Here is a 3145-nt window from a genome sequence, read left to right as displayed (position 1 = left end):
CCCGCGCTGATCGGTTGTTGGAGCGATGGCGTCTCGCCGCTGGGGTTCGAACGCCGCTCCATGGCAAATCACCCTAGACTCCTCCGTTATGGCTACTCCCCAGCGCGTCCACGTCACGCACACGTACAAGTCCGATCCGAAGACTGTTTTCGACAAGCTCGCCGAGCACGAGAACCTGGGCCCCGTCTTCGGTGCCAAGATCACTCGCGTCAAGGATGGCGACACGTCACGCAACGGCGTTGGCTCGACCCGCAGCCTCAAGCTCGGTCCGCTTCCGGCGTTCCAGGAGACCACCACGGTCGCCGAGCCCAACACGCTGATCGAGTACAAGATCACCAAGGGCAGCCCGCTGCGCGGTCACTGGGGCAAGCAGGTTCTGACGCCGACGGCTGACGGTGGCACCAAGCTCGACTACACGATCGGCTTCAACATCGCGCCCGGCCTGTCCGGCCTCGTCGGCAAGGTGCTCGCCACCAACATCGCCAAGGGTCTCCCCAAGCTCACTGACTAGTTGGTTGAGTGCCGATGACAGGACCTCCGTGCACGGCCCCCGTGGTTGACCTCGGGCGCGATCCCTCAGGTCGGATGGCTCCGTCGCGTTCGCTCCAACTCATCTGGGTGACGGTTGCGAGAGAGTCGACCGCTGACGCCTAAGATGGAGCTCGGGCCGGTGTGGTGGAACTGGTAGACACGCAGGATTTAGGATCCTGTGCTTTCGAGCGTGCAGGTTCAAGTCCTGTCACCGGCACCCAATACTTGAGCCCTGTCACCGGCACCAAACTCTTGAACTACCTGCGGCAGGCGGGGCTGAAGTTGGGCGTGCTGTAACCGTCCGCAATGCCGTGAGCAGCGAAGGCTCCGGGCTGGCGATTGCGGACGATGATCCCTTGCTCTTCGCGCGTCAGAGAATCCCAGGCGGGCTTGGTCGACCGCCGTTCGAGGAGTCTGCTGACGAACCGCATATCCGCAGTATCGCCCCGCTCGAGAGCCAAAGGAAGGTCAGACGTCGAGCTTGAGGTCCTTGCGCAGCTTGGCGACGTGGCCGGTGGCTTTGACGTTGTAGGCGGCGTACGAGATCTTGCCGTCGCCATCGACGACGAACGTCGACCGGATGACGCCGACGACGACCTTGCCGTAGAGCTTCTTCTCGCCGTATGCGCCCCAGGCTTCAAGCACTTCGCGCTCCGGGTCTGACAACAGCGTGATCGTGAGCCCGTCGCGCTCGCGGAACTTCGCGAGCTTCTCGGGCTTGTCCGGTGAGATGCCGAGGACCGTGTAGCCCTCAGCCTGCAGACGATCGATCGAGTCGCTGAAGTCGCAGGCCTGCTTGCTGCAGCCGGGCGTCATCGCGGCGGGGTAGAAGTAGACGATCACCTTTTGGCCGCGCAGGTCCGACAGGGTCACTGACTCACCGGCATCGTTGAACAGTGTGAAGTCGGGTGCGGAGTCTCCGGGCTGCAGTCGATCAGTCATACGCACTATCCTGACGTACGAGCGCAGGCCCGCTTCCGTGGCCTCGCCGTCCAGACGAGTGAGGCGCGACGTGGCAAAGGCCGATTCCGATGAGTTGGTCAACGAGATCGAAGAGATCCGTGATCGGTTGGCCGACACCGTCGATGCACTGATCGATCGGGCCCACCCGAGCACGATCGCTCGCCGTGGCTTGGCCAGCATCAAGGGTCGCTTCGTGGAGCCGGATGGCAGTCCCAAGATCTCGTCCATTGCACCGGTGGTCGGTGGCATCGCTGCCACCGTCACGGCGATCGTCGTTCTGCGTCGCCTGCTCCGCTAGGCACCCATGAGCCCGGCGCGCGACATACCGCTTCGCCGACTGCGCCTGCGTCGGTCTGAAGGTACGTTCCGCGACCGTCTGCACATTCTCCGGCGACGGTGGCGACTGTTGCTGCGGCTCAGCCTCGCCACGTCTGCCGCCTACTTCTTTGCGACCCATGTCCTGGACCACCAGCAGGCGTTCTTCGCCCCGATCGCAGCGATCATCGTGCTCATCGCAGGAGCAGGGCTGCGCGGCCGAACGTTGTTCGAGCTCGTCCTGGGCGTCTCCACTGGAGTCCTCGTCGGAGAGCTGATCATCATGCTGATCGGCCGTGGCACCTGGCAGCTCGCGCTGGTCATCGTGTTGACGATGATTGTGGGCATCCTGGTCGGTTTGAAGGGGCTCGCGCTCACCCAGGCAGCGACATCGTCGGTCTTGTTGGCGACGGTCATCCCGGTGGCAGGCAGCGCCAATCCAGCGACCACGCGCTTCATCGACGCGCTTGTGGGAGGAGTGTTCGGACTGGCGACGATCCTGCTCATACCCCGCAACCCCGTGCGAGACATCGACCGTGAGGTGCAACAGTTCCTGAAGCAGCTCGCCGGCATTCTCAGTCGTACGGCGCAGGCACTTCGTACGGTCGATGCATCGCTCGCCGACATGGCACTCAACGAAGCGAGGGCGATGCAGCCGCAAGTTGAGTCGATGACCTCGACCGCGGCCAACGTCACCGAGATCGCTCGTATGGCGCCGATGCGGTGGAAGCAACGCGAGCATGTCGAGACGTATGTTGCGACGGTGCGCGACCTCGACAACGCAGTACGTGACGCCCGGGTGCTGGCCCGCAAGACATCCGCCCTGCTGCGTCATGGCGAGCAGGTGCCGCCAGACATGGATCTTGCGATCGACGCGTTGGCAAAGGCGATCGGCATCTTCGCCGACGACCTGTCGCAGCAGGATGCGTTCGACGAAGCCCGCCAGGAGCTCGTAGAAGCGGCCCGTATGGCGTCCGCTGCGCTGCCCGAGGCCATGACGATGAACAGCGCGTCGATCGCCGCGCAGGTGCGGTCGCTCGCCGCCGACCTGCTGTATGCCAGCGGCTTCACCCGAGACGAGATCGACGAACGCCTCGAGTTCTGAGCTCGGCCGACTGGCACAAATCGGACCTATTGGCCGCGACACGGCTTGGAGGTTAGACAAGTTCGCAGCGGCTGCGCTACGTTTGCACGACTGCTCCGACAGAGCACGAAACTGATGAAGGAGGTGGACCCATGAAGAAGATCATCACGATGACGAACGGCCGCGATAGCCGTCTTGCCGTCATGCCCTTTGCCGGTCCGACCTCCGAAGCAGTGCACCTGAAGTAGTCAT

Annotated in this window: 4 protein-coding genes and 1 tRNA gene; 4 read left to right on the top strand and 1 reads right to left on the bottom strand. The window is 63.5% G+C overall.

What is annotated here, in order from left to right:
• Positions 1 to 88: 88 nt before the first annotated feature.
• Positions 89 to 511 (top strand): SRPBCC family protein, encoded by a 423-nt coding sequence (locus V6M39_RS12445; protein WP_332644133.1) that lies wholly within the window; start codon positions 89 to 91, stop codon positions 509 to 511.
• Between the two features lie 155 nt (positions 512 to 666).
• Positions 667 to 748: transfer RNA gene (locus V6M39_RS12440), tRNA-Leu, on the top strand.
• 251 nt (positions 749 to 999) lie between these two features.
• Here V6M39_RS12440 and bcp read toward each other — a convergent pair.
• On the bottom strand, positions 1000 to 1473 hold the full coding sequence (gene bcp / locus V6M39_RS12435; RefSeq protein WP_332644132.1) for a thioredoxin-dependent thiol peroxidase: 474 nt from the start codon (positions 1471 to 1473) through the stop codon (positions 1000 to 1002).
• A 70-nt stretch (positions 1474 to 1543) separates the two neighbouring features.
• Here bcp and V6M39_RS12430 point away from each other — a divergent pair, with 70 nt between their 5' ends.
• Together V6M39_RS12430 and V6M39_RS12425 are read left to right on the top strand one after the other, a co-directional pair.
• Positions 1544 to 1792 carry a DUF3618 domain-containing protein gene (locus V6M39_RS12430; protein WP_332644131.1) on the top strand — a complete coding sequence of 83 codons (249 nt, stop codon included), beginning with the start codon at positions 1544 to 1546 and terminating at the stop codon, positions 1790 to 1792.
• 6 nt (positions 1793 to 1798) lie between these two features.
• The gene (locus V6M39_RS12425) at positions 1799 to 2914 is read left to right on the top strand and encodes an FUSC family protein (RefSeq protein ID WP_332644130.1); all 1116 of its coding nucleotides are present in this window, start codon (positions 1799 to 1801) and stop codon (positions 2912 to 2914) included.
• Positions 2915 to 3145: the final 231 nt, after the last annotated feature.

Origin of the sequence: Aeromicrobium sp. (assembly GCF_036675695.1) — a bacterium.
GTDB lineage: Bacteria > Actinomycetota > Actinomycetes > Propionibacteriales > Nocardioidaceae > Aeromicrobium.
This window is presented reverse-complemented; position numbering and strand designations above follow the sequence as displayed.